Below are 25,112 nucleotides of genomic sequence, written 5' to 3' on the forward strand. Positions count from 1 at the left end.
TAAAAATACGGCGAACGAAACAGTTTCGGTAAATTTGGCCCCATTTTGAGGATACTTTGCCTTAAACACGGTCGCTGATGAGCGTGTCGATCAACCAGCCACCCGGTCCTGCAATCCGGTCCGGCAATGCCACGATCATTACTTCGCGGATTGCGATTGTGGTCATGATGGCCAAAGCCAACTGATCAAATGTGATGGCGGTGAGGTCCATGACAAGGCTCCTTTATACGACACGACATTTGCTGACAGGTGAATCGGGCCGAAATGGGGCAGGCTTGGGGCGGCTTTTCGACGTCGCTTAGGTGGGCGTAGCGGAGGATGCAAACGGATCATCCGCGTAACCGACACCCATCAGATACAATCCCTGCGGCGGACAGACCGGCCCACAGGCCGCGCGATCACAGGCCTCAAGCGCCGTCGTGACATCCTGAGGCGTCCACGATCCCGCGCCAACGCGCTCCAAGGTCCCGACAAAAGACCGGACTTGGTTGTGCAAAAACGAGCGCGCCCGCAGGTAAAACCGATACTCGGTCCCATAGGGGATGGCGTGCGCTTCGATCCGAAATTCATCCAATGTTTTCACAGGACTGTCGGCTTGGCACATGGTCGAGCGAAAGGTGGTGAAATCATGCAGGCCAATCAGGCGATCCGCCCCCGCTTGCATCCTGTCGCGGTCGAGCGGATGGTTGATATGCCACGCCTTACCCGCCTCATGCACCAAGGGCGCGCGCCGGGAAATCAGCCGAAACATGTAGCGCCGCTCATGGGCCGAAAACCTTGCGTGCCAGTCATCCGCAACACGGGCTGCGTGTAAAATCGCCACGGGCGCGGGTTTGAGGTGATGATTGAGCGCCTCACTTAACCGGAACGGGTCCCACTCCTTTGTCATATCGCAATGCGCCACCTGACCGGAGGCATGCACCCCCGCATCCGTGCGCCCCGCCGCGCCGATCCCCGGGCAGTCGGGTTCCAGTTTGCGCAACGCCTCTTCCACCGCCTGCTGAACCGAGGGGTGTTGCTTTTGACGTTGCCAACCGGAAAAAGGCGCGCCGTTGTATTCGATCAAGAGGGCATATCTGGGCATAACGCGCGTTTACCCCGGCACGGGGAAGCCGTCCAGCCTTTCTCCCTTTTAACCCCGCCCTCTCGTGCTTATCTTAAAGCCATAAACATATGAGAAGGGGCGGGATTTGATCCTGAACGATATTGCAGACAGGGTTTTCCGGGGCGTTGAAACGGTCCAGGACGGCGTTCATGAGGCGCTGTTTGAGCCCGTGGTGCGGTTGGGTGTCACCGGCCTGTCGCGGGCGGGCAAGACGGTGTTCATCACCTCGCTCGTCGCCAATCTTTTGGACCGGGGCCGGATGCCGCAATTCGGTCCGGGCACCGCGATCACCGCCGCTTATTTGCAACCGCAACCCGACGACACCGTGCCGCGGTTTGATTATGAAACCCATCTTGCCGCCCTCACGGCGCCTGCGCCGCAGTGGCCCGAAAGTACCCGTGCCATCTCCGAGCTGCGCCTGTCGTTCAAAGTGCGCCCGACCGGGATTTTGGGCTCTCTGTCTGGCCCACGCACCGTGCATCTCGATATTGTCGATTATCCCGGCGAGTGGCTTTTGGATCTGGGTCTGATGGAAAAGAGCTTTGCCGAGTGGTCCGCCGAGGCGTTGACCGCCGCCACCACCCGTCCTGAGGGGGCGGGGTTTACCGAGGCCTTGGCGGCGTTTGATGCGACCACCAAACACGCGGAGCCGGAGGCCAAAAAACTGGCCCAAAGTTTCACCGCCTATCTGCAGGCGGCGCGCGCGGCGGGGTATTCCGATTGCACGCCGGGGCGGTTTTTATTGCCCGGTGAATTGGATGGGTCACCGGTTTTGACCTTTGCCCCGCTGCCTGCGGGTGAGGCCCCGCGCGGGTCCATGGCACGGGAGTTTGAGCGCCGCTATGAGGCCTATAAACGCGAGGTGGTGAAACCGTTTTTTCGCGACCATTTCGCCAAAATTGATCGTCAGATCGTTTTGGTCGATGCTTTGGGCGCGATCCATTCTGGCCCGAAAGCGGTCGAAGACCTGCGCCGGACACTGGCGGATATTCTGGCCGCGTTTCGTCCCGGTCGGGTTGGGCGCATTCTGTCGCTTCTGGGGCAAAAACGGGTCAGTAGAATCCTGTTTGCTGCCACAAAAGCCGATCACATCCACCATGCGCAACACCCGCGTCTGACCGCGATCATGGAGGCGCTGGTGCGCGATGCCCGCGACCGGGCGGATTATGCCGGGGCCGGCACGATGGCCATGTCCATTGCCGCTTTGCGCGCCACGGTTGAGGAAACCGTGACCCATGAGGGCAAGCCTTTGGACTGTGTGCGGGGCCTGACGGAAAGCGGCAAACAGGCGGCGTTTTATCCCGGTGAATTGCCCGAAGACCCAAGCCATATCCTCGCCCCTGCGCGCCAAGGGGCGCAAAATTGGTTGGACGGCGAGTATGAAATCATGCGGTTTCAACCCGCGCGTCTGACCCTGCGCCCCGGCGAGGGGCCGCCGCATATCCGGCTTGATCGCGCCGCTGATTTCTTGATTGGAGACAAGTTATGACAGAGGCCCCCGCCTCACATTCGCGCAAAGGCCCGGTCATGATCGAGATTGACGAAGCGCCCGTGCAAACGCCGTCCACCGCCGATCCGGTGCCGGACCTCGCGCCACTTGCGCGCCCGGCCGCGATGGAGCGGATGGCCGTTTTGGCCACGCGCCGCCCTTCGGCTTTGGCGCGGTGGTTTTGGCGGTTGTTCACGGCGCTGTTCACCTTTGTGATCTCGTTCGCCGCCTATGATTTCATTCTGCGCCTGATCGAACGCAACGCAATTTTAGGCTATGTCGCCTTGGCGTTGACCGGGGCGTTTGTGGCGGTCTTGGCCGCGATCGCGTTGAAAGAACTGGCCGCGTTTGCCCGGCTCAAACGCATCGATACGCTGCATAAAGCCGCCGCAGAGGCTGCGACGCGTGGGGATTTACACGGTGCAAAGGCGGTCACGGATCGGCTTTTGACCCTCTATGCTCATCGACCCGAGATCAATTGGGGCAAGGATCGGTTTAATGAACGCAAAGGCGAAGTCTTTGACGCAGATGGGCTTTTGGGCTTGGCGGAGGTTGAACTCCTTTCGCCTTTGGATGCCGCCGCACGTCGCGAGGTCGAAGCCGCGGCGCGCCAAGTGGCGACCGTCACGGCGCTTGTGCCGCTCGCGCTGGCCGATGTCTTTGCCGCGCTGACTTCGAACCTGCGGATGATCCGGCGGATCGCGGAGATTTATGGCGGTCGCTCGGGCACCTTGGGCTCATGGCGGGTGACGAAATCCGTTTTGACCCATTTGGTTGCGACCGGTGCCGTGGCCGTGGGCGACGATTTGATCGGCACCATGGCGGGGGGCGGCGTGTTGTCGAAAGTCTCGCGCCGCTTTGGCGAGGGCGTGGTCAACGGCGCGCTGACCGCCCGCGTCGGCGTTGCCGCGATCGAGGTCTGTCGCCCGCTGCCGTTCACCAAAGGCACCAAACCCTCTGTCTCCGGCACAGTGAAACGGGCTTTGACCGGGTTGTTTGATAAGGGTCAGACGTCGGAGTGATCCTGCGGTGTGAGATAGCCCAAGGGTGGCAGGAGTGAGCCTTTGACCAGAGCGGTCAAAAGCTGTTTAGCGGGTGGGAGGATCGAAAGTGGGAACAAAATTCGGTCACGGACAAAGGGCAAAATCCGGCTGTCGGATTGGTACTGTGGCGTGAACGCCGCCGACATGGATTGATAAGCGAACACATGGGCGCGGCGGGCGCGGGCGTAGGCGGGCAGGGCGGTGTCCAGCGGGAAATACCGGATCGCTTGCGCCAAGGCCCAGGCATCCAAAAGTGCCATATTGGCCCCTTGGCCCAATTGCGGTGAGGCGCGGTGGGCGGCGTCGCCGATATGGGCGATGCCGTCGCCAAAAGGTTTGCGCAAAGTGCCATGGGTGTAGCGCGCCATGACCATTTGCTCGGGCGCAGTGATTTGATCCATGAAGGGAGCGAGATCGGGCCAAAGCGCCAAGGCCTCCGATCTCCAGCGCGCAAGGCCGCGGTCTTGCCAGTCTGCATAGCCTTCGCGCGGCAGCGACCAAAACAGCGCCGCTTTTTGGCTGGTTTCACCGGGGAGCGTCCCGATTGGCATGACGCCGATCATCCGGTTGGCGCGGCGGTAGCGTTGAGACAGCTCCGTGGTCGGCAGACTCGTGTTCGGCCAGTCCACGGTGGTCCAAATCGCGCCATAGGGCAGGGGGCGGGGTTTGATCGGGCTGAGCGCGGAGTTTGCGCCGCTGGCGTCAATGATGAGATCAAATGGACCGCTGCGCACACCGGCCTCGAACGTCAGATAGGACCCTTCCCGGCCCGTGACCTTGTGCGCGGGCATAAGCGTCACAGTGCGGGTCTGAACCGCCTCCATGAGGCTGTGAAACAGCGCTGCCCGGTGGATCGCGAGCCCGTAACTTGAGCCGTAACTGACGTCCAAAACGCGTCTGCCACTTTGGGTCTCGCGTCCCAGCATCCGTTGAATGTTATGACCCAGAGCGCGCGCCGTGCCGCCCGCGCCAACCGCGTCCAAAACCCGCCGTCCGACAGGTTGGATCACAAGGCCAGAGCCAACAGAGCGCGGCGTGTCGAATTGGTCGAATAGTGTCACGTGATGACCCTGATCGGCCAGCAAGGATGCAGCGGCTAGCCCGCCGATGCCTGCGCCTGCAATGGCAATGGTGAGGGGGGTGGTTTGGGGCATGGTCACCGCTGGGGTCCGTCGTTTTGCTTTGGTTCAACGCGATATGGCGGATATGGGTCCGTTTTTAAACGGTTTTATTAAAAGAGCTTGGGCGGCGCGTCTTGGGGTTGGTCGCGTTGTGCAATCCCCATGCGAAACGCCCGACCGATGCGGTGGGCAATTTCGGACCATTTCGCCGCTGTTTCTGCGTCGAGTTCTGCGGTGAGTGCGTCGTCAAACAGGCCGAGCCAGAGGGCGAAATGATGCTCCTTCACCTCGGGCGCCATCAAATGCACCCGTTGAGGAAACCCGTCATATTGCCGCTCATGCAGAATCGCGTTGCGCCAAAAGCGTCCGATTTTTTCCTCATGTGCGGGCCAGTCTTTGACATGCGCCCCAAACACTGCACCCAGTTCGGGGTGGCGGCGCACATTGGCGTAAAACCGGGCCAAAACGCGGTCCATGTCGTCATGCGAGATATCGAATTTCGGGGGCAGGGCGGAGCGTGTTTCGGACATGGGAGCCTCTGTGGAACCTCTGAGTGTAAGCCTGTCGATCTTGCGCGGGTTTGGCGCGGGCTGCAATGCGGCAAAGGCGCAGGCAAGTGTGCTTGCCCAAGCGCCGCCCCCCGCCTATAAGGCGGATATGACATTCATGGCTGCCCTGATTATTCGAATTAGCAGCCCGGCGCTCTGATCCACTGAGCCGCCGGGACAAGGCGTATGGTGACCCGCGCCGCCCTTCGATCGCCCCAATGATCCCAATGATCCATGCCATTCCCCAAGGACTTCCGATATGTGTTCCGAGACGACCACGCCCGAGTATAAAGACACGCTCAATCTGCCCAAAACCGACTTTCCGATGCGCGCGGGATTGCCCAAACGCGAACCCGATTGGTTGGCGCGCTGGGAGGAGATGGGCCTCTACCAACGCCTGCGTGAAAAGGGCAAAGCCGAGGATCGCCCCTCTTTCGTGCTGCACGACGGCCCTCCCTATGCCAACGGCCATTTGCACATCGGCCATGCGTTGAACAAAACCATCAAAGACATCATCACGCGTTCGCACCAAATGATGGGCTTTGACGCGCGCTATGTGCCGGGTTGGGATTGTCACGGCCTGCCGATTGAATGGAAGATCGAGGAGAAATACCGCCAAAAAGGCAAGAACAAAGACGACGTGCCGGTGATTGATTTCCGCCAGGAATGCCGCGCTTTTGCCGACGAGTGGGTGAACATCCAGCGCGAAGAATTCAAACGTCTGGGCGTTTATGGCAACTGGGACGATCCCTATTTGACGATGAATTTTCATGCCGAGGCGGTGATCGCCGACGAGTTCATGAAATTTCTGATGAACGGCACGCTGTACCAAGGCTCCAAGCCTGTGATGTGGTCGCCGGTTGAAAAAACCGCGCTGGCAGAGGCCGAGATCGAGTATCACGACCACAAGTCGCATACGATTTGGGTGCCGTTTAAGGTGGTTGATGCTGCAGATGTTTCCGAACCTGCAATCAAACTCCAAACTTCTAGTGAGGCTTTGTCATCCCATTCTCGCGTTGGTCTTAGCGATGATCTTTTGGACGCCCGCGTCGTCATCTGGACCACGACCCCTTGGACCATCCCGTCGAATAAGGCCGTCGCCTATAACCCGAAAATCAACTACGGGCTCTACGAGGTGAAAGCCACGGAAGACGAAAGCTGGACTGCCCCCGGCGAGCTTTATATCTTTGCTGATGCTTTGGCCGAGGACGCTTTGGGCAAATCCCGTGTGACCGAGTTCACCCGTGTGCGCGATGTCACCTCCGAAGAGCTTGGCGGGCTGACTTTGGCGCATCCTTTCGCGGGGATCGAAGGCGCGGACGGCTTCTGGGACTACGAGGTCCCGATGATTGACGGCGATCATGTCACGGCGGATGCCGGTACGGGGTTCGTGCACACCGCGCCGAGCCATGGTGCCGACGACTACGACTGTTTCGTCAAACGCAACTGGATCGACCGGATGACCCATAACGTGGGCGAAGAATCCGAGTTTCTGCCGCATGTGCCGTTCTTCGCCGGGCTGACCGTGTTCGATCAAAAGGGCAAAGAGGGCAAAGCCAACGGGGCCGTGATCGCGAAACTCGTTGAGGCGGGGGGCATCATCGCGCGCGGACGTGTGACCCACTCCTACCCGCATTCGTGGCGCTCGAAAGCCCGATCATTTTCCGCAATACGCCGCAATGGTTTGCCGCTGTGGATCGCAAACTCGACGATGGCATGGGCGAATACGGCGACACCATCCGCGAACGTGCGCTGCGCTCCATCGACGAGCTGGTCAAATGGACGCCTGTAAGCGGTCGCAACCGGCTCTATTCGATGATCGAAAGCCGCCCGGACTGGGTGCTCTCGCGTCAACGCGCGTGGGGTGTGCCGCTGACCTGTTTCACCAAAAAAGGCGCGCTGCCGACCGACCCTGATTTCCTGTTGAAAAACGCCGATCTGAACGCCCGCATCAAAGCCGCCTTCGACGCGAATGGCGCGGATGTTTGGTATGAGGACGGGTTCAAGGCAAAGATGCTTGATGGCATCGCCGACCCGGACGCCTATGACCAAGTGTTCGACGTCTTGGATGTGTGGTTCGACTCGGGGTCCACCCATGCGTTCGTGCTGCGCGACCGCGAAGACGGCACACCCGATGGCATCGCGGATGTCTATATGGAGGGCACCGACCAACACCGTGGGTGGTTCCATTCGTCCTTGTTGCAGGCCTGTGGCACCAAGGGCCGTGCGCCCTATAAAAATGTTGTAACGCATGGGTTTACCTTGGATGAGAAGGGCATGAAAATGTCCAAATCCTTGGGCAATACCATCGTGCCGGAGACGATCGTCAAACAATACGGCGCCGATATTTTGCGGCTTTGGGTGGCGCAGGCGGATTATACCGCGGACCAACGCATTGGGCCGGAAATCCTCAAAGGTGTGGCCGACAGCTATCGCCGTTTGCGCAACACCATGCGGTATATGTTGGGCTCGCTGAATGATTTCACCGAGGCGGATCGTGTCGATGTGGCGGATATGCCCGAGCTTGAACGTTGGGTGTTGCACCGTTTGGCGGAACTCGATCAAACCGTGCGCGAAGGCTACCGGACGTTTGATTTCTCCGGCGTTTGGACCGCAGTGTTCAACTTTGCCACGGTCGATCTCTCGGCCTTCTATTTCGACATTCGCAAAGATGCGCTCTATTGCGATGGCGACACCGCGCGTCGCCGCGCTGCACGCACCGTGTTGGATATCCTCTATCACCGCCTGACCACATGGCTTGCCCCGATCCTGACCTTCACCATGGAAGAGGTCTGGTTGGAGCGCTTTCCGGGTGCGGACAGTTCCGTGCATATGGTCGATTTCCCGGAAACCACCTCTGGCTGGTTGGACGGTGATTTGGCAGCGAAATGGGCCGACATCCGCAAAGCGCGCCGTGTCGTCACCGCCGCCTTGGAAATCCAACGCCAGGACAAGGTGATCGGGGCCTCTTTGGAGGCGGCTCCCATCGTGCATGTCGAGGATGCGGGCGTGTTGTCAGCGCTCAAATCCATTGATTTTGCCGATCTGTGCATCACCTCCGCGCTGACATTGACCCAAGATGCCGCCCCGTCTGAGGCGTTCCGCCTTGGCGAGGTCGAAGGGATTGGGGTTGTGTTTGAAAAGGCCGAGGGCGAGAAATGTCAGCGTTGCTGGAAAATCCTGCCTGACGTTGGCACGCACAGCCACGCCGGTGTGTGTGCGCGTTGCGATGAGGCGCTGGGGTAAACTAAGGCGTTGCTCTAAATTGTTTAAAAGGGCACTCGATTGGGTGCCCTTTTTGTCGTGCCAAGGTGGTGTCGTTCAAGAATGCGCTTGCCCGTGCACTCTTTGATGAGAATTTAAGGACGGTCATCCCCCGTTTTTCAACCCGTCCTCAACCCAGCGCCATTCTTCCTCGGTCAAAGGCCCATCACCGTCCTTGTCATAATCGGCCAACGCCCGCGACAGTTGCGTCAGGAAATCCTCTTGGGTGATGCGGCTGATCACGGCCACTTCGCGCAAACTCGGACCGCTCTTTGTCAAAGGCGGCGTGTCCGATCCGTCGGAGCTTTTGGAGAAAAACGTCGGCACTTTGTCTGTCATGTCCCATCCCCTTTTCGCTGTGACAGCCTGTGGTTTAAGCTGTCATTCAGTTTAAGAGAGAGGAGATGAACAAAAGGTGGAGGAGGTTCAAGATGAGCCGTTTTTTGCGCGCGGATGGGCGGCCTCGTACACTTGTAACAGACGCGCTGTGTCCACCGCCGTATAGGCCTGAGTTGTGGACAGCGAGGCATGGCCCAATAGCTCCTGAATCGCCCGTAAATCGCCGCCTGCGGTCAGCAAATGGGTCGCAAAAGAATGGCGCATCGCGTGGGGTGTCACACTTGAGGGCAGGCCCAGCTGCATCCGCGCGGCTTCCGTGACCTTTGAAATCAAACGCGGATTGAGTGGCCCGCCGCGTTTGCCGCGAAACAGGGGGGCTTTCGCCGCCAGTTCATGTGGGCAGAGCCGGACATATTCCGCAACGGCGCGCCGGGCGACGGGCAAGACCGGTACAATGCGCTCTTTGTTGCCCTTACCGATGATGCGGATCACCTCGCCCATTGGCACATCGGTGCCGGTGAGCGACAGCGCCTCGGAAATCCGCAAGCCACAGCCGTACAGCAAGGTCACCACCGCCACATCGCGCGCGGCGATCCATGGCTCCTCGGATTGCAACTCGACCGTCGAGAGCAACGACTGCGCCGCTTCAACGGTCAAGGGACGGGGCAGTTTGCGTTGGAATTTAGGTGAGCGGGTGGACAGGATCGCCGTGGCATCAAACCCGTCGCGTTCTGCCAGAAACCGGGTGAAGGTTTTCACCGCAGACAGCGCGCGCGCCAGCGACCGGGGGGCCACGCCGCGCCCGCGTTCATGCGCCATCCACGCGCGCATATCGGTGAGCGTGAGTGTGCTGAGACGGGCGGGACCAAACCCTCCGCCCAGATGATTGGCCAGAAAGGCAAGCCAGCCAGTGACGTCATGGGTATAGGCGGTGATCGTGTGCTCAGAGGCGTTTTTGAGCGCACGTTCGCGGTCAAGCCAGTCGGAAAGCGTGTCCCGCATCCCGTCTGTGAGCGCGAGACTCATCCGAGCCAGCGGCGCATCATGCGTTCGAATACGCCCGAGAAAAAGTTTAACAAATCCGTGCCCTGCGCCGGACGGAACATATGCGGGTCTTCGGAGCCGAAAATCAACAGGCCGGGCAGGCGGCCCGCGCCGAGGTCGAGTTTCATCAAGGCTTCGCAATGGATATAGCCCGCGGAAGTGCCGTAGATGAGGTCCGCCTCGGGCGAGACCTGGCGCAAGGTGACGGGCCGCACGGGAATGTTGCGGCCAAAGGTAATATAGGTGTCGATGAACCCCGGTTCGGCGGTGATCAACACATCGCCCAGTTTTTTGACGGCGGGATCGGCGTCTTCGACCTTGGTTTCCAACAAAAGCCGCACCGCATCGACGCGTAGCGTGTTGGCGACATCGCCAGACAATGCGGTGAGAAATGATTTGAAATCAGAAGGTTCCAACAGGCGCAATACGGCGCGGTGGATTTGGTTTGTGCCGGCAAGGTTTTCATATGCGGCGGCAATCACCCCGCGATGGGTGTCTTCTAAACGGTCCAGCCGATCCTCAAGCCGCTCCATGGCAATGCCGCGCAAATCCACGATATTGTCGCCAGAAGTGCGTTCATTGGCGGCGATGAGCGCGCGCATCACGTCCAGATCGTCTAAAATCATATCCGGATCGGAAATAATTTTTTCACGCAGGTCTTCAGCCATCGGCGACATCGCTCGGGGGAGTCGGGTGCTCATACTGCCTCTTTCTTTATCGCCGGTTTCCGGTCGTTGACGCCATTATGCCCAGCAAAGCAGTCCGGTTCAAGTCGCTTAAGTCCCGCGCATCTTTTCTGAATCGCGGCTTACTCGGCGGCTTCCGAGGTCGGCTGACGATAGGCTTCGGGGATCTCTCCGTCCCACGCCTCGCTGAAAATCCATTTTTTGCGCTCTTCGAATTCCTTAACACCAGCGAGTGACGCGATCCGTGCTTCATGCGCCGTACAGCAGGCTTCGTGCAGGCTTGCCAATGTGGGATCAGTCAGGAGGCGGTCATATTCCTTGCGGGCCAGCGCGCCAAACCGGGTGAGATCAGAGCTGGTTTCGCCATTATTGTTGCGAGTGCGCCAATAGCGGTTGGACACGCTCTTGTCGGCCACAACCACGTCCCCACGATGCATTTTGACCAGAAAACACTCCAGTGAGCGCAGAGGGAAATGATCCAAGGACACAAGATCATAGGCCCCGCGACAATCCCACCCATTCATCTCCGGGTCTTTGAGAAAGCCGGGACGCGCGCGTCCCGATCCATCGCGCCAAATCGCCTGGCCCAAGTTTTGCGAAACGTCCGGGCGGTGATTGCGGATCGCGTTGACGCGGGGGCTGAGGCGGGTGATGCTTTTGACGCCCCGGTGCGCTTTCTGTTTGCCCGGTGTGGTGGATTGATGACCCGGATAGGCTTCGGTCACCCATTTGCGTTCGTAAGCCAGCTTGTTGTTGGAGCCGTGATTGATTTCGGACATCGACAACACGTCGAATTCCCCGGTGACCGCAAATAAATCCTCAAAGCGACCCTCACCCACACGGATGTTGATAAACTCGTCCACATCCATGGAAATAACGTAATCAACCTCCCGCATTTCGCGGGTGTAAGGCAAATAGCGCAAGGCCACGGGTTGGAAATTCGTCGCATCCGATCCCAGAGCCGGGTTGGCCATATGCCGCACAATCCCCATATCATCGAGCCGGTCGAGCAACTTGTCCGTACCATCGGTGCAATCATTGGTGAACACCAGAAAATCCGTGACCCCGACGGCGCGATGCCACGCGATCCATTCAAGGATAAAGGGGCCTTCGTTTTTCATGCAGGTCGGGATCAGAATGCGCGGGGCCTCAGCCCCCCAAGGCCGGTATGGCCGCCGAGGCAGGGCCGCCCCTTCGATCATTTTCCCCTCGACCAAGACACGATCAAAGCGCTTGACCGACGAGTCGGGTTTGGTGTCAGGGGAGGGCAAAAACCCTTTGGCTCCAAGCATTTCAACGATCTTGCGCAGCCCCTCTTGGCCATAGACCTTTGGATGCACTTCCATCACGATATGGCGCAGTCCGGACAGGTCCACCTCATCCAAAAGCCCAAGTTCCCCGCCTTCGATGTCACAGGACAATACGGTGGGACGGAACTCCTGAAACAGCGCGTCCATGCCTGCTGAGGGCACCTCTTCGATACGCGAATAAGGCCGCGAGTCCGGTTCCATTGAACTGGCCCAATAATTGTCGCGGATGTAAAATTTCACCGGATCGCCGGCCTTTGCCATCGCCACGCCATTGCGCAGCTCAGCGGTTTCAATGCCATTCAGCCGCCACGTTTCTTTGATCATCGGCACAAGGTTCGGGTCGGCCTCAATCGACAAAACCGCCTCGACCCCCTCAACAGAGGCCGCAGCACTTGACACCACTCCGACACCGGCACCAAGTTCCAAAAGCCGATCTCCGGGCTGCAAAATGGCCCGCATGATCTCAACCTCCCCCTTCTCGTATTTGCCCTTTCGCATGGGCTTTTCGATCGTTGGGGTGATGATATCGGGAACAAAGGCTACTTTTATGCCGTGAATCGTGAGTGTCTCGTCATACGCGTACATGTGGTGCCTGCCGGTGACTGTTTAAAAGAATACCCTCTCAGACTCGTCTATTTCTGGGAGGGTTTCAATGGGGTTCACGTTGATCCCGCCGCAAAACGATGGCCTTTTGCGCGACTTGCCAACACAGACGCGCAGAGCTGTGTTGTGATGGGGGCACGCCTGTGCAGCGCGAGTTCATATGTATATGGGACTTAAATGGTGCCCAGGGGCGGAATCGAACCACCGACACGAGGATTTTCAATCCACTGCTCTACCCCTGAGCTACCCGGGCACCGGAGAACGACGTGTCGTTCGGGTAGCGGGTTTCTAGTCGGAGGGGGCGGGACTGTCCAGAGGGAAAGTGAAGTTTCTAAAGCGTCTCTTTAAAAAACTGACTCTGGGATTTTGGACGCTGTGCATGCCATGTTGATCGGCGCTGTGGGCCTGGCCATATCCCAGCCTCAGGCCAGTGGCAGTAGGCTTTATTGCGGCTTTTTGGCCTCATCCGCCTCAGAGCTCCGCAGCATCTCTTCCAAGGCTTCGGCAATTTCTTCGGGGTCTTCCTCGCGCCCGGAGGGGACGGCATAGGTGCCGTTCATCCAACGGCCAAGGTCGATGTCGGCGCAGCGCTTGGAACAAAAGGGGTGGTATTTGGCGACCGCTTCGCCTTTGCAGATGGGGCAGCTCATGAAAGCGCCTGTGTTAGCGGCACGCGGGTGCGCTTTTTTTGGATTTCGAAATGGCCCAGCGGGGTCCATCCGGCTAAAACCGTGTCATTGCCATCGGATTTGAATGCGGCTTTGAGGGCCTGCTCGAACGGCAGGCGGTCTTTTTTCGGCATCGGGGCCAAATCGATGGTGATCTGCCCGGCCAAGCCGCGCAGGCGAAGCTGTCGCGGCAAGTCGCGCGCGAGGGCGATATTGGCTTTGGTGCCCGCCGCCGGAGAGAAATCGCCACCGGTGTTCACGTCAATCGCGACAAGGGCGCGGGTCGGTTCGATATAGGCCGATGCGCCGGATTTGAGCGGCACGCGTGGATCAAGTGCCGCGTCGATCAATTCGTGTACGCCGTGATTGTCGAACGCCTGTTCACTGTCGTCAAACACGTCAACCTCGGGCCAATCGCGCCAAGCGACCTCCCAGGCATCCGGCCCATCGACCAGCAATTCGGGCGTGCCAGGCAGGTCGGCCAGAACGGCCTCGGCGAGTGTCCGCATGGCGGCGATGTCGTCGGCGACGGCCTCATCCGTCGCGCCTTCGCAGGCAGAGCGCAGGATCAGGCCAAGCGTCTCATCCGCGCCATCCATGCCCTCGGAGGCCAGTTCATGCAGCCGGATCAGCGCCTCGTCATCGGAGATTTGGCGCGAGATGTTCAGGCCGGGGGCCTCCGGCGTGATGATCGCATATTTCGATTTGAACAACAGCCGGGTCAGCACTGGTACGGCCTTGCCGGGTTCAGCAATGTGGCTGACTTGGACCAACATCGGCGCGCCGGGTTTGAGGCCCTTGTTGCCGCGCAGATAGGCCTGTTCGCCATTCGGTAGGTCCAACAACGCGCCGCCCATGCCCTTTAAAGACCGCCCGCCTTTGGCGCGAAAAATCGCACCGGGGGCAGGGGGGGCATCTTCGCCCGCATCGACAATCAGGTCTTCCAGTCGACCGTCTACAATCCATGCGGCGGCCTTTTGTCCGTTGATCTCGCCAAGCGCAATCACACTGCCAATCATCGCGGGTCTCCATACACGGGATAGCCCGCCGTCATCAAAAGGGTTGCGGTTTCCGCCACGGGCAGGCCCATCACGGCCGAATAGCTGCCTTGAATCCACGGGATGAACGCACCCGCAGGCCCTTGAATGCCATAGCCGCCCGCCTTGCCGCGCCAATCATTGCTGTTGAGGTAGCTGTTGAGTTCGACATCAGACAGGCGTTTCATTTTCACGGTGGTGACCACATCGGCCTCCCACACGCGATCGCCATAAGCCACGGCCACGGCGGTGATCACCTTGTGACGTCGCCCGGACATGGCCAAAAGAAACTCGGCACATTCTTTTTCGTCAACAGGTTTGCCCATGATCCGCCGTCCAAGGGCTACGGTGGTGTCGGCGCAAAGCACGATCTCGTCTTCGGTCCGCGGCACCGCCATCGCTTTTTCCCGGGCCATGCGCGCGCAATAGGGGCGCGGCAATTCGGCCTTGTGTGGGTCTTCGTCGATGTCGGGGGAGCGCACGTCAAAGGGGACAAGCCCCAGCTGCGCCAGAAGCTCTTTCCGGCGCGGGCTGGCTGAACCGAGGATCAGTTTCATAGGGGACCCGTTGAACCCGCGTTTAACGGAAACGGTAATTGATCCGACCCTTGGTCAGATCGTAGGGGGTCATTTCGACCTGAACTTTGTCGCCTGCGAGAACGCGGATGCGGTTCTTGCGCATTTTGCCTGCCGTGTGAGCGATGATCGTATGGCCGTTTTCCAGCTCGACCAGGAATGTCGCGTTCGGCAGGAGTTCCTTAACGACACCGGGAAATTCGAGCATTTCTTCCTTGGCCATGTTCACTCCATAGTTGTTCCACCCGTCAGTATACGGGCGACGCAGTAAATGCGCCTTTAACAGCCGCTTTTCAAGGTGGATTTCGCGTTATTTCAGCACAAGGGGGGTACAATCCCACGTCAAAGCGATGGATTCGCTCTCTGGCCAGTGGTCTGGGACACTGACATGCGTCTCTTTGCGCCCGGCACCGAGTCGGCGTTCAAGCCCATCCAAAATGGCAAACCCCGGTGCATTGCGCGGACCTTGGGCCAATATCCCATCGTCGGGTGCGCCGACATCGGGGGCGCAAAACACCCGCGCCTGACCCAGATTGACGTCGATCACCTCGCATTGCGTGACCTCGCCAACGAGGGGTGCCATCGCCACCAAGACCTGCCCCTCAAGCGCCCGGGCGCGGCATCCGATCTCAACCCGGCTTGCCCCCTGTTCGGTGTCGGTACAAGACGGGACCAAAAGGATCTCTGCGCCTGCCTCGACATATCGGCGCGCCAAGTGCGGGAATTCACTGTCATAACAAATCAGCACGGCGATCTTACCAAAGCGTGTATCGATCACCGGGCCGGGCCGCCCCGCAGCCATGTTGAGGGCGCGCTCATAGGGGGTGGGCATGTGTTTTTCGACGAAGGTCTCGCCTTCGGGGCCGCAAAATAGCGCGCGATTGACATAGCTGTCGTGTGAGGCGGCAAAGCCCGATCCGCTCAAAATTGTCGCGCCGGTTTCTGCGACCAAAGCCCGAATGCCGTCGCAATAGCGTGCGAAATGATCCGCCCCCCGGCGCATCCAACCCTGTGCATCCAATGGCGCATCGCCGTAAAACGCCGCCTCCATGGCGGCATATTCGGGGAAGATCACCAATGTGTCGTGATCGGCTTTGACCTCAGCTAAGGCTGCGCGGTAGCGGTCCAGCCACAGGTCCGGCGCGTCATGCCAGACGGGGGCCCATGTAGCGGCGATCAATCTCACAGGGCTTTCCCCCAAAATTGCAGGCGCTTTTGGGTCGATTGCGCCTGATCTACATCTTTCCAGTCAAATTCCGCTACAACTTCAGGCAAGGGGGCATAGCCGCGTCCGCGCCAAAACGCATCATGGCTGCGCGTATCTTTGGGGCGCAGCGGGTGGTCCTCCGGGCGGATCACCGAGCAAAAGGCCGAAGTGGCAAAGCCCATATCGCGGGCATGGGATTCGCGGGCGTCAAAGAACCTGTGCCCCGCGCCTTGGCCACGGTAGGCGTCCAAAAGCACGGATTCGGCGCAATAAAACACCTGATCCAAGGGCAAGTCACTGGTGGCAAAGGCATTTGCGAAATCATCGGCGTGATCTATCAAGGGCGAGCCAGTGGAGGCCCCGACCAGACGGTCGCCGTCAAACGCCGCGACCAAAATGGCGCGGGGATTGCCGACATAGCTGGCCATGTAGCTGCGCTCATAGTCCAGCGAGCCGTCATAGAGATAAGGCCAATCGCGAAACACCGTGATCCGCAGCCGTGCCAAGTCATCCAAAGCCGCCGTCACATCCGGCCCGCGCAGGGTGCGGTAAGTGAGGCTCATGACACTTGCTCGACCCAGTCAGCGGCATTGTAATAGACGGAAATTCGGGCGATTTTACCGCCTTTCAGGCTAAAGAACGCGCCCGCTGGCAGATCATAGGTCTGACCATGCGCCTCCGGGTAGCCCTCTGCGGTTTTGAGATATGTGCCCAAAACCCGGAATTCCGCGGCGGCGCGTGTGCCATCCTCTGAGGCAAAGAGCACCATGTCGGTGAGACGTTCGCAATAGGCGGTGTCCATCACGTCAAGAAATGCCGCGAAAGCCGCTTTGCCAGTCTCGGCCTCGCCTTGATTGATGTGATGCACCACATCGTCGGTGAGGCAATCAAGCATCGCGGCGTGATCCTGCGTGGCGAAGGCGGCGTAATAGCGGGTCAATAGCGCAAGGGTGGTGTCTTGTGCGGCAGTCATGGGAGCGGTCCTTTAGGAGCTTTGGGCTGGGCCAAATCGGGCCAGCATCCGAGCGATGATTTGATCGCGGGCTTGGCGGTAGGCGTCAAGTTTGGCCTCGCGGGTTTCGCCGATGCCAGTGGGGTCCATGATCGGCCAATATTCGACGTCCAGATGGTAAAATCGTGTGAGTTCGAGCGCTTGTCTTTGTGAGGCCGGAGACAGCGCGATCACCAGATCATAGGAGGAAATGTCATCGCCCCAGTCTTTGAGATCATCGAAAGAGCGCGCCCGATGGCGGTGCAATTCGACCCCGATTTCATCACAGACCGCAACGGAAAACCCGTCGACCTCAAGATCGGAATGCACGCCTGCCGATTGAACATAGACGGCGCCGGGGTAAAATTTCTTCATCAGCCCCTCCGCCATAGGCGAACGGACCGCGTTGTGATCGCAACAGAACAAAACCGAATGCGGGAGGTCTGTCGCCATGCTGCCTATCCCCAGTGCAAAACGCAAATCAGGGTGAACAGGCGTCGCGCCGTATCGATATCAACCTCGGCCTTGCCCTCAAGCCGCTCTTGCAACACCCGCGCGCCTTCGTTGTGAATGCCGCGCCGGGCCATGTCGATGGCTTCGATCTGGCTGGGGGGCATTTTCTTGACCGCGTCGAAATAGCTTTCGCAAATCTGGAAATAGTCTTTGACCACCTGCCGAAACGGGCCAAGAGAGAGGTGAAATTCGGCCGCCTTATCGCCGCTCTCGGAGGTCAGATCAAACACCAGACGGCGTTCGCGAATGGCCAAAAGCAAGTTGAACGGACCCGTGGGCACCGTCCGGTCGTCACGGGCGGGCAGGGCAAAGCTGTTGTCTTCCAACAAGTCGAAAATCGCGACTTTGCGTTCTTGTTCGATCTCAGGCGTCGGAGGGGCGAGGCCGGCCTCGTCGATCTCAACAGATAGAAGTTTACTCATTGCCGCCCTCATTCAACCGATCAAGCCGCGCTTGCACCGACAATCCGTGTGCCTCAAGGCTTTCGGATGTCGCCAACCGCACTGCCGCCGGGCCAATCGCCGCCAAAGCGGCAGGGGACATCTTGGCCAAGGTTGTGCGTTTGAGAAAGTCCAAAACCGACAAGCCCGACGAAAACCGCGCTGAACGCGCCGTGGGCAGGACGTGATTTGGCCCGCCAACATAGTCACCAATGGCTTCTGGTGTGAATGCGCCTAGGAAAATCGCCCCGGCATGGGTGACTTTGGCGGACAGAGCATCCGGGTCTTCGACACAAAGTTCCAGATGTTCGGGGGCAAAACGGTCCGAGAGCCGAGCTGCCTCATCCAAATCGCGCGTGGTGATCACCACGCCGAACTCTTCCCAAGATTTACCGGCAATCTTGCGCCGTTCCAATGTCTCAAGCCGCTTTTCAACGGCGGCGGTGACGGATTGGGCGAATTTGGCGTCATCTGTGATCAGGATCGCCTGTGCGCTTTCGTCATGCTCGGCTTGTGATAGCAAATCGACCGCGATCCAGTCGGGGTCGTTGTGCTTGTCTGCGATCACCAAGATTTCAGAGGGACCGGCGATCATGTCGATGCCAACCTTGCCGAACACCCGGCGCTTTGCGGCGGCGACAAAGGCATTGCCCGGCCCGGTGATTTTATCGACAGGAGGGATGGTTTTGGTGCCATAGGCCAGCGCCGCAATCGCCTGTGCGCCGCCGATGCGGTAAATCTCGTCGACGCCCGCAATGCGCGCGGCCATCAGGACCAAAGGGTTCACCACGCCATCCGGTGTTGGCACGGTGATGCACAGGCGCGGCACGCCCGCGACCTTGGCAGGGATCGCGTTCATCAAGACCGAAGACGGATAAGAAGCCACGCCACCCGGCACGTAAAGCCCCGCCGCTGACACGGCCGACCAGCGCCAGCCCAAAGTGGCCCCGTCCGGGTCGGTCCAGAGCGCATTGTCGGGCATTTGACGGACGTGATAGGCGCGGATGCGCTCGGCGGCGAGTTCCAAAGCAGCCTTGTCCGCAGGAGAGACCTGTGCGCAATAGCCCGCGATCTCATCGTCGGAGAAGCGCATTGTTTCTGGCGTCAGATCGAGTCGATCAAACTTGGCCGTCAGCTCCAACACCGCCGCATCGCCGCGCGCGCGCACATCGGCAATGATCCCGGCCACGATGTCATCTACATCGGGGCTGTCCTCGCGCTTCATCGTCAAAACAGCGGCAAAGCGGGTTTCGAAATCGGGGTCCGTGGTGGACAGGAACTGGGGCATGACGGTCTCCTTCGAAACAGGGCATACCCCGGCTAGCGCGGCGGCTCAAGCGGCTCCGGCAGAGCGATTGTGTGTTGCAGGGCGGCCAATGCGCAAGTGGCCGCGCTGCACTCACTGTCAATAGCGGTAGGTGTCTTTCACAAAGTAGAGTTCGAACTCCGCTTTTCCTTTCGGGGAAGGCACATCGGTGACAACGCAATTGGCCGGATCTCCGACATGCTCAACCTTTTGTTTCTGATTTTTCAGCTTGGAGAAGAAGGTCAAATTTCTGGCGATCACCTTGCCGTTGAGTTTGATCCGAGCGTCCTTCATGGCCATTTCCGACAGTTCATAGGCAAGACTTCCGCCTGAGCTGGAATAGCCACCGCAAATGGCGATGAGACCATCATTGTTGTAAACTTCCCAACGCACCAACGTCGTGCCGCGCGGGTCCCATGTGATGGTGTACATGCCGAAATCTTTGTCGATGGCGACCGACCCGCCGCTGGCCGCAGATTGAGCGGGGTGTGTTGTTGCCATGAGAGAAAGCGCACAGCTGCAGGCCAAAAGAATCTGTTTCATGAAAAATCTTTCTATCGTTGATATGAAATGAGGGTCGCTAAACCGGTTTAAAATGCGTGATCGTCGAAATTGAGATCAACTGTCGTGGGTCGGAACCTTATGTGAGGGTGCGATATAGGGGCGTGTGACGTCTTTGAGTGTGACGTCAATCGTTTCGATGTCCAGCGCGATTTGACCGTCGCCGGCGAGTGTGACCTCAACGCAACCTGTGCCGTCCGGGCCGGCGACAAAGACGATGTTCAGGAGCGACAGAACCATGTCTTTGTCCGCCGTCGAGATGCCAGAGGAGCGCGCCATCATCACATCGTCAAACACCAAAACCGCTTGGACTCGTTCCACCGGGCGGCCGCGCTTGGCAGCCGTCTCGACATCTTCCCAGCGAAAGCGGTTGATCAACATGGCAAAGCGGCGCTGGGTCGCGTCATAGGAAATCTCGCCCATCGGCACGATGGCATCCTGTGCGAGCGCCGAAATCACGGTCAGATCTTCTGCATCTAGGGCCTTGAGATAAATCGGCTCTTCGCCGCCGTCTTCGAACCGGGCGTCTTCGACCATGGGATTTCCTTTACGCTTTGATCCGCTCGATATGAGCGCCAATGCCGGATAGTTTTTTCTCGACGAATTCATAGCCACGGTCCAAGTGATAGACCCGGCTGACCACGGTTTCGCCCTCGGCGGCCAGACCCGCCAAGATCAACGACACCGAGGCGCGCAGGTCGGTCGCCATCACTTGTGCGCCTTTGAGGCGTTCAACCCCGTGCACCGTGGCATGACCGCCGTGGACCTCGATCTGTGCGCCCATGCGGATCAATTCGGGGGCGTGCATAAAGCGGTTTTCAAAGATGGTTTCTTCCAACACCGACGTGCCCGTCGCAGTGCACAACAGGGCCATCATTTGCGCCTGAAGGTCGGTCGGAAAGCCGGGGAAGGGTTCTGTTGTCACATTGACGGACTTCACCCGGTCTCCTGTGCGTTTGACGGTCAGGCCGCGCGCGCTTTCCGTCACCTCGATGCCCGCTTCGTTCAATTTGGTGACAAAGCTCTCGACCAAGGACAGTTTGCCCCCCAAACAGGTCACTTCGCCGCCACAGATTGCGGGGGCCAGCATGAATGTGCCCAATTCGATCCGGTCAGTCACCACCGGATGGGTCGCGCCATGCAGACGGTCCACACCCTGAATCTCGATCCGATCCGTGCCTTCGCCCTCGATTTGTGCACCCATCTTTTTCAGACAGGCGACAAGATCGACGATCTCCGGTTCACGCGCGGCATTTTCCAATACGGATGTGCCCTTGGCCAAACTCGCGGCCATGACGAAATTCTCGGTCGCGCCCACAGACGGAAAGCGCATTTTATGCACCGCGCCCTTGAGACCGCCGCGTGTCGTGGCGTGCAGATAACCGTCTTTCAATTCAATCTCTGCGCCAAGGGCTTCAAGCGCCGTGGTGTGCAAATCCATCGGGCGCGCGCCAATCGCGCATCCGCCGGGGAGGGACACAACCGCATGACCCAAACGCGCCAAGAGCGGGCCGAGCACCAAATTGGAGGCGCGCATTTTGCGTACGATTTCGTAATCCGCCACCGGGTTGAGGTCAGCATGTGAAGACATGGTCAACACCTTGCCCTCTTGCAGGCTGCTGATTTCGGCACCCAGTGAGGTCAAAAGCGCGGTCATTGTTTTGATGTCCGAGAGGCGCGGCGCATTGGTCAGCGTCAGCGGCTCCTCAGACAACAACGTGGCGGGCATAAGGGTCAGGCAGGCGTTTTTCGCCCCCGCAATCTCAATATCCCCAGTCACCGGCCCATTGCCGCGCACCAAAATCGAATCCATGCCGCCTCACTCGTCTTTATTGTCCGTACCCTCGGAAGTCCTGCGGGCGCGGCTTTGGGCCTTGCGCCGGGCAAGGTTCGCCTTCAGCGCCGCCTTGAGTCGCTCTTCGCGGCCTTTGGGCGCAGATTTGCCGCTTTTCCGGGTGGGATCGGATTTGTTTTCCATGGGGTTTCATGTAGCCAAAGCGCGCTGTCACGTCCAGCCTTTGCACGCCCTTGCGTCCTTTGTGGTCTGTTTCTCGCGCACACCGTTTTGCATGCGACATCAGAAACTTCGCTCAAGGTCAAATTTTTCACGAAATTGCGCTTGCGCCGCCGCCCGATCACGTCTAATTAGCCGCCCACGGTGAGGGGCTTTTGCCCACCCGGTCCGGCGCTGCTGTAGCTCAGAGGTAGAGCACTCCCTTGGTAAGGGAGAGGTCGAGAGTTCAATTCTCTCCAGCAGCACCATTTTTCAAGAGATTGTCTGAGTTGAGTGCGATCACTTTGGTTAGAGCGGTTTCTTCGCATGCTGATCAACCAGGATGTGCGTTTTAAGCGCTGATAGGTTCTATTGATGCACTGTAGGCATTGTGCGAAGAACTGCGGGCTTTGTCCCGTATAAGGCCTTGCTGTTCATGAGGAATCGGCGCGCCTTTTGGTTTCATGGAAAGCGTTCAGCAGAGTTTCGATCAGGGATAGCATGTTGCTGGAGTTTGAGAGCGATGCCAGCATTGCTGACGACGTAGGCTTGGCCCGAAACGGATGTTTGGGCGGCCTTGCGGCGAGGTGACATCAACATCAACATTTGTACATGAGTGGTTCGAAGCACCGTGACGCAGCCTCAAACTGTGACGCAACTTTAAAGGGGTTGAGCCAGTTTAAAGGCCCTTAGGTAATTTTCTCTGAAACAGCGATTCAGACGGTGGCGAGATCTTTGTGGTGGTCGCAATCCTGATTTGATGTCGCTTGCGCGCGGGCATAGAGAACGGCCGCAGCGCAAAGCAATGTGAGCGATCCGACCACGGCATAGGTGATCAGTGCTGCCCAAATGGGCATCCCAAACGCCAAGCCCAGCCCGGTCATGAGGGCTGCAACTAAAGATGAGAAAAGGATAAGTCCAACAACCATGGGTTTGCCTTTCATGAGGCCCTTTTGTTCGGGCTTTGATCGCAATGAGACCACGCTAATCAGCGATCTGGGCACAATCATGGCGTATAAGAGGTTGAAATTCGGTTAACCCGACATGATCTGGCTCAAATTTTCAGGGTTTTCAGCCGTTTCGTGCCATCGCCCTGTGAGCGACACGCAAAAAAGCCCGGCAATGGCCGGGCTTTTGAGGCTTGGAGTTTACTCGGCCCATTCCCACGGGTTGGTGAAGCGCCCCAAGACTTGTGACACCGTTGCCTCCTCAGATTTGGCTTGCGGATCAACCTGCGCCACCAGACCCCGCTTTTTGTCATCCACCACATGGATCACCCGAGCCGAAAGCTCTGACGCCTCAAGCGCGCCATTGTAAATCCGCGTGATTGCACGTTTACGCAAGTCCGGTTTGAACACTTTGCCGACAGCGGTTTTCGGCAACTCGTCCAGAATTTCGATGTGTTTCGGGATCGCGGCGCGTTCGTGGATATGGACCTTGGCATAGGCCATCAATGCCTCGGGTGTCACACTCGCGCCATCGACCAACTCGACATAGGCGCAGGGGATTTCACCCGCATGGGCGTCGGGTTGCCCAATCGCCCCAACAAAGCCGACGGCCTCATGACCGGCCAAGGCCTCTTCGATCTCGGCGGGGTCGATGTTGTGACCCCCACGGATGATCAAATCCTTGGCGCGCCCGGTGATCCAAATGTAGCCATCGGCATCAATCCGGCCCAAATCCCCGGTGCGCAGATAGACGTCATGGTGGAACAGGTCGTGGTTCTTGTCCTGTTCCGTATAGGTCGAGCCAGGGAACACGCCTGGGCTGTCGATACAAATCTCGCCCACCTCATCAACATCGCATTCCACCGGACCTTCGGGCGTATGGCGCAGGATTTTGACATCGGTGTGCGGGAAAGGAATGCCGACAGAGCCGATTTTCTTTTTCCCACCGATCGGGTTTACAGCCACAAGACAAGTTGCTTCGGTCAGGCCATAGCCCTCGATGATCTCAACGCCTGCCGCCGCTTCGAACCGTTTGTACAGTTCGACGGGCAAGGGTGCCGAGCCTGAAAAGGCGATCTTGACGGTGGAAATATCGGCATCCACTTTGCGCTGCATCATCGCCGAAATCGCGGTCGGCACGGTGATGATAAACGAGATTTTCCAGCGTTCGCAGAGTTTCCAGAAATTGTCGAACACGCCTTCACCGCGATAGCCCGCCGGCGTTGGATAGACCCCATGTGCGCCAGATGTGATCTGGGACATCACGATCACCTGACAGGCGAAGACGTGAAACAGGGGCAGGGGGCACATGATGTTGTCTTGTTCGGTGAACAACAAGCGGCTGCCAAGCCAGCCATTGTAGATCATGCCCGAGTATTTATGTTGCGCGACTTTCGGCATCCCTGTGGTGCCGCCGGTGTGGAAATAGGCCGCCACGCGGTCGGCTTTGCTGTCCTCAAAGGTCAACCGATCCGAGGGGTATTTCGCCAACTCAGTAGTGAAATCCAAGAGATCGGCGTGATGCGCCACGGCGGTTGGATTTTTGGGGCGAATAAAAGGCACGATCCATTTTTTCGGCGGTGTGAGATAGTGCAAAAGATCGACTTCAAGTACCGTGTTCACATTGGGGGCATGGCGCACTGCCTCGGCCACCTTTTGGGCCACGTCGGTCTTTGGAAAGGCCTTGAGCGTCACCACAATTTTGGCGTTGGTTTCGCGTAAAATCGCGGCGATCTGTTCCGGTTCCAACAGCGGGTTGATCGGGTTCACGATCCCGGCCACCATCCCGCCCAAAAAGGTGACGACGGTTTCGTTGGCGTTGGGCATGATATAGGCCACAACATCGGTTTCGCCGATGCCAAGAGCACGAAACATATTGGCGGCCTGAACCATCTTTTGCTGGGTCTCGCGCCAGCTCATCGTCTCCGCCTTGTCTTTTGGACCGGAGGTGATTTGATAGGAAAACGCGGGGCGGTCGGCGAATGTCTCGGCCGTTTTTGTCACCCGCTCGTAGATGGTCACAGGCTCGCCACGCGCCTCCCATTCCATCTCGGCCTCAATCGCATTGCGCGCCTCAAGCGAACTAAAGTCCTGCGGCATCGTCTCCTCCCCTTCTCCTCCGGGTCCAGGCCCGGATGTATTCCTCGACGGCTATGATGCGGGGAAACCGGAGCGCGCGCAAGACGCCGCCCATGGCCTGCAACGCAGCGTCATCGTTTATTAATCAGGCCTTGCACAGGCTCGACGCAACGTCAGTTTGTGGCAGTGTCCGGTGTGAACGCTGGACGACGGGGATGTGCGCGACTAGGTTGCCTGCACTCA

General features: G+C 58.8%; 27 protein-coding genes, 2 tRNA genes and 1 pseudogene. 5 read left to right on the forward strand and 25 right to left on the reverse strand.

What is annotated here, in order from left to right:
• Positions 1 to 61 precede the first annotated feature (61 nt).
• Positions 62 to 211 (reverse strand): hypothetical protein, encoded by a 150-nt coding sequence (locus tag C8029_RS22045; RefSeq protein ID WP_157789845.1) that lies wholly within the window; start codon positions 209 to 211, stop codon positions 62 to 64.
• Between the two features lie 87 nt (positions 212 to 298).
• A complete protein-coding gene (gene truA, locus C8029_RS11470; protein WP_009573970.1) occupies positions 299 to 1,084 on the reverse strand; it encodes a tRNA pseudouridine(38-40) synthase TruA in 786 nt (261 codons plus the stop codon).
• 106 nt (positions 1,085 to 1,190) lie between these two features.
• Here truA and C8029_RS11475 point away from each other — a divergent pair, with 106 nt between their 5' ends.
• Entirely contained in the window at positions 1,191 to 2,594 is a 1,404-nt protein-coding gene (locus C8029_RS11475) for a YcjX family GTP-binding protein (protein ID WP_009573969.1), read from the forward strand.
• Positions 2,591 to 3,616, forward strand: a complete 1,026-nt coding sequence (locus C8029_RS11480; RefSeq protein WP_009573968.1) for a YcjF family protein — start codon at positions 2,591 to 2,593, stop codon at positions 3,614 to 3,616. The genes C8029_RS11475 and C8029_RS11480 overlap by 4 nt, the downstream gene beginning before the upstream one ends.
• Here the strand turns inward: C8029_RS11480 and C8029_RS11485 are convergent.
• Positions 3,601 to 4,791 (reverse strand): FAD-dependent oxidoreductase, encoded by a 1,191-nt coding sequence (locus C8029_RS11485; protein ID WP_152002938.1) that lies wholly within the window; start codon positions 4,789 to 4,791, stop codon positions 3,601 to 3,603. The two genes, C8029_RS11480 and C8029_RS11485, sit on opposite strands and share 16 nt — an antisense overlap.
• A gap of 77 nt (positions 4,792 to 4,868) precedes the next feature.
• Positions 4,869 to 5,288 (reverse strand): group III truncated hemoglobin, encoded by a 420-nt coding sequence (locus C8029_RS11490; protein ID WP_009573966.1) that lies wholly within the window; start codon positions 5,286 to 5,288, stop codon positions 4,869 to 4,871.
• On the opposite strand from C8029_RS11490, the gene C8029_RS11495 reads away from it, so the two are divergent.
• Together C8029_RS11495 and ileS are read left to right on the forward strand one after the other, a co-directional pair.
• Positions 5,287 to 5,466, forward strand: a complete 180-nt coding sequence (locus C8029_RS11495; RefSeq protein ID WP_040403020.1) for a hypothetical protein — start codon at positions 5,287 to 5,289, stop codon at positions 5,464 to 5,466. The genes C8029_RS11490 and C8029_RS11495 overlap by 2 nt on opposite strands.
• A 99-nt stretch (positions 5,467 to 5,565) precedes the next feature.
• Positions 5,566 to 8,552: pseudogene (gene ileS / locus C8029_RS11500) on the forward strand (isoleucine--tRNA ligase).
• A gap of 123 nt (positions 8,553 to 8,675) precedes the next feature.
• On the opposite strand, the gene C8029_RS11505 reads toward ileS, so the two are convergent.
• The 19 genes from C8029_RS11505 to C8029_RS22050 all read right to left on the reverse strand — a co-directional run bounded on the left by C8029_RS11505 (position 8,676) and on the right by C8029_RS22050 (position 21,828).
• On the reverse strand, positions 8,676 to 8,909 hold the full coding sequence (locus tag C8029_RS11505; protein ID WP_152002930.1) for a hypothetical protein: 234 nt from the start codon (positions 8,907 to 8,909) through the stop codon (positions 8,676 to 8,678).
• An 87-nt stretch (positions 8,910 to 8,996) separates the two neighbouring features.
• Complete coding sequence (locus tag C8029_RS11510; RefSeq protein ID WP_152002931.1) at positions 8,997 to 9,935, reverse strand: tyrosine recombinase XerC; 939 nt, start codon at positions 9,933 to 9,935, stop codon at positions 8,997 to 8,999.
• Positions 9,932 to 10,654, reverse strand: coding sequence for a DUF484 family protein (locus C8029_RS11515; protein ID WP_009573928.1), 723 nt, complete (start codon positions 10,652 to 10,654; stop codon positions 9,932 to 9,934). The genes C8029_RS11510 and C8029_RS11515 overlap by 4 nt, the downstream gene beginning before the upstream one ends.
• A 107-nt stretch (positions 10,655 to 10,761) precedes the next feature.
• A complete protein-coding gene (locus tag C8029_RS11520; RefSeq protein ID WP_193217642.1) occupies positions 10,762 to 12,408 on the reverse strand; it encodes an FkbM family methyltransferase in 1,647 nt (548 codons plus the stop codon).
• A gap of 322 nt (positions 12,409 to 12,730) precedes the next feature.
• Positions 12,731 to 12,805, reverse strand: a tRNA-Phe gene (locus C8029_RS11525).
• 190 nt (positions 12,806 to 12,995) lie between these two features.
• A complete protein-coding gene (locus C8029_RS11530; RefSeq protein ID WP_009573926.1) occupies positions 12,996 to 13,202 on the reverse strand; it encodes a DNA gyrase inhibitor YacG in 207 nt (68 codons plus the stop codon).
• Complete coding sequence (locus tag C8029_RS11535; RefSeq protein WP_009573925.1) at positions 13,199 to 14,239, reverse strand: ribonuclease E/G; 1,041 nt, start codon at positions 14,237 to 14,239, stop codon at positions 13,199 to 13,201. The genes C8029_RS11530 and C8029_RS11535 overlap by 4 nt, the downstream gene beginning before the upstream one ends.
• Entirely contained in the window at positions 14,236 to 14,814 is a 579-nt protein-coding gene (locus tag C8029_RS11540; protein WP_009573924.1) for a Maf family protein, read from the reverse strand. The genes C8029_RS11535 and C8029_RS11540 overlap by 4 nt, the downstream gene beginning before the upstream one ends.
• 22 nt (positions 14,815 to 14,836) lie before the next feature.
• Positions 14,837 to 15,055, reverse strand: coding sequence for a translation initiation factor IF-1 (gene infA, locus C8029_RS11545; protein ID WP_009573923.1), 219 nt, complete (start codon positions 15,053 to 15,055; stop codon positions 14,837 to 14,839).
• Positions 15,056 to 15,142: 87 nt separating this feature from the next.
• Positions 15,143 to 16,018, reverse strand: a complete 876-nt coding sequence (locus C8029_RS11550) for a nitrilase-related carbon-nitrogen hydrolase (protein ID WP_009573922.1) — start codon at positions 16,016 to 16,018, stop codon at positions 15,143 to 15,145.
• Positions 16,015 to 16,602, reverse strand: coding sequence for a hypothetical protein (locus C8029_RS11555; protein WP_009573921.1), 588 nt, complete (start codon positions 16,600 to 16,602; stop codon positions 16,015 to 16,017). Before C8029_RS11555 ends, C8029_RS11550 begins: the two co-directional genes overlap by 4 nt.
• A complete protein-coding gene (locus C8029_RS11560; protein WP_009573920.1) occupies positions 16,599 to 17,012 on the reverse strand; it encodes a ketosteroid isomerase-related protein in 414 nt (137 codons plus the stop codon). The genes C8029_RS11555 and C8029_RS11560 overlap by 4 nt, the downstream gene beginning before the upstream one ends.
• Positions 17,013 to 17,024: 12 nt before the next feature.
• Positions 17,025 to 17,483: an arsenate-mycothiol transferase ArsC gene (locus C8029_RS11565; protein ID WP_009573919.1), complete on the reverse strand. Its 459-nt coding sequence runs from the start codon at positions 17,481 to 17,483 to the stop codon at positions 17,025 to 17,027.
• Between the two features lie 5 nt (positions 17,484 to 17,488).
• A complete protein-coding gene (locus C8029_RS11570) occupies positions 17,489 to 17,965 on the reverse strand; it encodes a UPF0262 family protein (protein WP_009573918.1) in 477 nt (158 codons plus the stop codon).
• Positions 17,958 to 19,271 carry a histidinol dehydrogenase gene (hisD, locus tag C8029_RS11575; protein WP_009573917.1) on the reverse strand — a complete coding sequence of 438 codons (1,314 nt, stop codon included), beginning with the start codon at positions 19,269 to 19,271 and terminating at the stop codon, positions 17,958 to 17,960. The genes C8029_RS11570 and hisD overlap by 8 nt, the downstream gene beginning before the upstream one ends.
• 117 nt (positions 19,272 to 19,388) lie before the next feature.
• The gene (locus C8029_RS11580; RefSeq protein WP_152002932.1) at positions 19,389 to 19,832 is read right to left on the reverse strand and encodes a hypothetical protein; all 444 of its coding nucleotides are present in this window, start codon (positions 19,830 to 19,832) and stop codon (positions 19,389 to 19,391) included.
• Between the two features lie 75 nt (positions 19,833 to 19,907).
• Complete coding sequence (locus C8029_RS11585; protein WP_009573915.1) at positions 19,908 to 20,387, reverse strand: DUF2948 family protein; 480 nt, start codon at positions 20,385 to 20,387, stop codon at positions 19,908 to 19,910.
• 10 nt (positions 20,388 to 20,397) lie between these two features.
• A complete protein-coding gene (gene murA, locus C8029_RS11590; protein WP_009573914.1) occupies positions 20,398 to 21,663 on the reverse strand; it encodes a UDP-N-acetylglucosamine 1-carboxyvinyltransferase in 1,266 nt (421 codons plus the stop codon).
• A 6-nt stretch (positions 21,664 to 21,669) separates the two neighbouring features.
• Positions 21,670 to 21,828 carry a hypothetical protein gene (locus C8029_RS22050; RefSeq protein WP_193217643.1) on the reverse strand — a complete coding sequence of 53 codons (159 nt, stop codon included), beginning with the start codon at positions 21,826 to 21,828 and terminating at the stop codon, positions 21,670 to 21,672.
• Positions 21,829 to 22,037: 209 nt separating this feature from the next.
• Between C8029_RS22050 and C8029_RS11595 the strand changes: the two genes are divergently transcribed.
• Positions 22,038 to 22,112: transfer RNA gene (locus tag C8029_RS11595), tRNA-Thr, on the forward strand.
• A gap of 447 nt (positions 22,113 to 22,559) precedes the next feature.
• Here C8029_RS11595 and C8029_RS11600 read toward each other — a convergent pair.
• Positions 22,560 to 22,772 carry a hypothetical protein gene (locus C8029_RS11600; protein ID WP_009573912.1) on the reverse strand — a complete coding sequence of 71 codons (213 nt, stop codon included), beginning with the start codon at positions 22,770 to 22,772 and terminating at the stop codon, positions 22,560 to 22,562.
• Between the two features lie 219 nt (positions 22,773 to 22,991).
• Positions 22,992 to 24,890, reverse strand: a complete 1,899-nt coding sequence (locus C8029_RS11605; protein ID WP_009573911.1) for an acyl-CoA synthetase — start codon at positions 24,888 to 24,890, stop codon at positions 22,992 to 22,994.
• Positions 24,891 to 25,112: the final 222 nt, after the last annotated feature.

This window comes from Roseobacter sp. TSBP12 (assembly GCF_009129705.1).
In the GTDB taxonomy this organism is placed as follows: domain Bacteria; phylum Pseudomonadota; class Alphaproteobacteria; order Rhodobacterales; family Rhodobacteraceae; genus Celeribacter; species Celeribacter baekdonensis_A.

Bases quoted from the DNA above. Each gene is read 5' to 3' on its own strand.
- C8029_RS11585 (WP_009573915.1), bottom strand. From the start codon at position 20,387: ATGGTCGAAGACGCCCGGTTCGAAGACGGCGGCGAAGAGCCGATTTAT.
- C8029_RS11555 (WP_009573921.1), bottom strand. From the start codon at position 16,602: ATGAGCCTCACTTACCGCACCCTGCGCGGGCCGGATGTGACGGCGGCT.
- C8029_RS11560 (WP_009573920.1), bottom strand. From the start codon at position 17,012: ATGACTGCCGCACAAGACACCACCCTTGCGCTATTGACCCGCTATTAC.
- C8029_RS11530 (WP_009573926.1), bottom strand. From the start codon at position 13,202: ATGAGCTGCCCCATCTGCAAAGGCGAAGCGGTCGCCAAATACCACCCC.
- C8029_RS11580 (WP_152002932.1), bottom strand. From the start codon at position 19,832: ATGAAACAGATTCTTTTGGCCTGCAGCTGTGCGCTTTCTCTCATGGCA.
- C8029_RS11570 (WP_009573918.1), bottom strand. From the start codon at position 17,965: ATGAGTAAACTTCTATCTGTTGAGATCGACGAGGCCGGCCTCGCCCCT.
- C8029_RS11495 (WP_040403020.1), top strand. From the start codon at position 5,287: ATGGGAGCCTCTGTGGAACCTCTGAGTGTAAGCCTGTCGATCTTGCGC.
- C8029_RS11535 (WP_009573925.1), bottom strand. From the start codon at position 14,239: ATGATTGGCAGTGTGATTGCGCTTGGCGAGATCAACGGACAAAAGGCC.
- C8029_RS11485 (WP_152002938.1), bottom strand. From the start codon at position 4,791: ATGCCCCAAACCACCCCCCTCACCATTGCCATTGCAGGCGCAGGCATC.
- C8029_RS11565 (WP_009573919.1), bottom strand. From the start codon at position 17,483: ATGGCGACAGACCTCCCGCATTCGGTTTTGTTCTGTTGCGATCACAAC.
- C8029_RS11505 (WP_152002930.1), bottom strand. From the start codon at position 8,909: ATGACAGACAAAGTGCCGACGTTTTTCTCCAAAAGCTCCGACGGATCG.
- C8029_RS11600 (WP_009573912.1), bottom strand. From the start codon at position 22,772: ATGGTTGTTGGACTTATCCTTTTCTCATCTTTAGTTGCAGCCCTCATG.
- C8029_RS11510 (WP_152002931.1), bottom strand. From the start codon at position 9,935: ATGAGTCTCGCGCTCACAGACGGGATGCGGGACACGCTTTCCGACTGG.
- C8029_RS11520 (WP_193217642.1), bottom strand. From the start codon at position 12,408: ATGCGGGCCATTTTGCAGCCCGGAGATCGGCTTTTGGAACTTGGTGCC.
- C8029_RS11515 (WP_009573928.1), bottom strand. From the start codon at position 10,654: ATGAGCACCCGACTCCCCCGAGCGATGTCGCCGATGGCTGAAGACCTG.
- C8029_RS11490 (WP_009573966.1), bottom strand. From the start codon at position 5,288: ATGTCCGAAACACGCTCCGCCCTGCCCCCGAAATTCGATATCTCGCAT.
- C8029_RS22050 (WP_193217643.1), bottom strand. From the start codon at position 21,828: ATGGAAAACAAATCCGATCCCACCCGGAAAAGCGGCAAATCTGCGCCC.
- C8029_RS11480 (WP_009573968.1), top strand. From the start codon at position 2,591: ATGACAGAGGCCCCCGCCTCACATTCGCGCAAAGGCCCGGTCATGATC.
- hisD (WP_009573917.1), bottom strand. From the start codon at position 19,271: ATGCCCCAGTTCCTGTCCACCACGGACCCCGATTTCGAAACCCGCTTT.
- murA (WP_009573914.1), bottom strand. From the start codon at position 21,663: ATGGATTCGATTTTGGTGCGCGGCAATGGGCCGGTGACTGGGGATATT.
- truA (WP_009573970.1), bottom strand. From the start codon at position 1,084: ATGCCCAGATATGCCCTCTTGATCGAATACAACGGCGCGCCTTTTTCC.
- C8029_RS11540 (WP_009573924.1), bottom strand. From the start codon at position 14,814: ATGAAACTGATCCTCGGTTCAGCCAGCCCGCGCCGGAAAGAGCTTCTG.
- C8029_RS11605 (WP_009573911.1), bottom strand. From the start codon at position 24,890: ATGCCGCAGGACTTTAGTTCGCTTGAGGCGCGCAATGCGATTGAGGCC.
- C8029_RS22045 (WP_157789845.1), bottom strand. From the start codon at position 211: ATGGACCTCACCGCCATCACATTTGATCAGTTGGCTTTGGCCATCATG.
- infA (WP_009573923.1), bottom strand. From the start codon at position 15,055: ATGGCCAAGGAAGAAATGCTCGAATTTCCCGGTGTCGTTAAGGAACTC.